Raw genomic sequence first — 1,034 nt, 5'->3', positions numbered from 1 at the left:
GAAGTCGTTTTATGCCGCGCTACCTTTTTCGTTGGCGCCGCGGTCGATGAACAAGGCTGGCCATTTCGGCCACCCCAAGTAAGCTAGGGGCTTGAACCAGCGATGTAGGACAGGATTCCCTGGCCGTCACCGTCTTCGTGTTTGCGTGAATCTCCTCAAATCTGAGGTCAGATAGAGAGCGGGAATTCTCTGGTCAACGTAGCAAAGAACAGGCGGCGGTTACGGACGCCCGCGCTGCCATACAGCGCGGGCCGCCTTAGCGCCGTGCGGGTACGTCTCAGTCGTCGACGCCTGCGACGATGCGCGCGTCCCTATTTTTGTCGAACACGACCGTCTCGCGCTGGAAACTTTCCCTGACCATCATCTCGGTCACATCGCGCGCTAGTGTCCACGCGTCGCCATCAGCGCTTGGCGCGGTTAGGGTTCTCAGAGGCGGAACACGATACAGTTGCTTTGGCGGGGCGCTCTCGCTCGGCCAAATCCCACTGTAATTCCCCGGCCCCGGCGCCGGGCGCGCACGCTCACGGTAGCGCTTGGGGGCTGAATAAGATTGACGGCCCGCTGGCCGGGGGCTAGCGAGGCGTGAACGGGTTCGTATGCGTGGTCGGCACCTGTACGCCCTTATGGTGACGGCGCCATGGCCGCGCCGACGCCTCTGCTCAATCGGAGCTCAGGCCTCGGGCTCGTAGTCCCACATGCCGGCGCCCAAGCTATCGCCGAGGCTTGCCTTCATCCTGTCCCGAAAGATCCGTAAGGCGGGGTAGGGGCGAAATGCGATGGTCCGCTCGACCAAGAGGCCGTTAGCGTCGTCCACCAGCAACTCCAGGCTCTCCAGTGAATGACCGTCAATCGTGCCTTTCCAGCGCAGCAGTGTGGTGTTGGCGTCAATCTTGCACTCAAGGACGTACTCGCCTGGACTTCCCCGGGTCGTGCTGGATTGGACCAAAGTTCGGGCGACTGTGTCGCGCCCGACAATAGGGCGTACAAGCAGCGGGCTGTTGAAGACGACGTCCTCCGCGAGGATAGCGGCCATC

At 62.1% G+C, this 1,034-nt stretch carries 1 protein-coding gene; it reads right to left on the bottom strand.

What is annotated here, in order from left to right; genetic code table 11:
- Positions 1 to 670: 670 nt before the first annotated feature.
- The coding region (locus ACYP5B_RS06300; RefSeq protein WP_459568986.1) for a hypothetical protein at positions 671 to 1,034 on the bottom strand (364 nt) is incomplete at its 5' end.

The organism is Cupriavidus sp. 8B, assembly GCF_054589115.1.
Note: the sequence above shows the minus strand (reverse complement) of the source record. Positions and strands in the feature narration are given on the sequence as shown.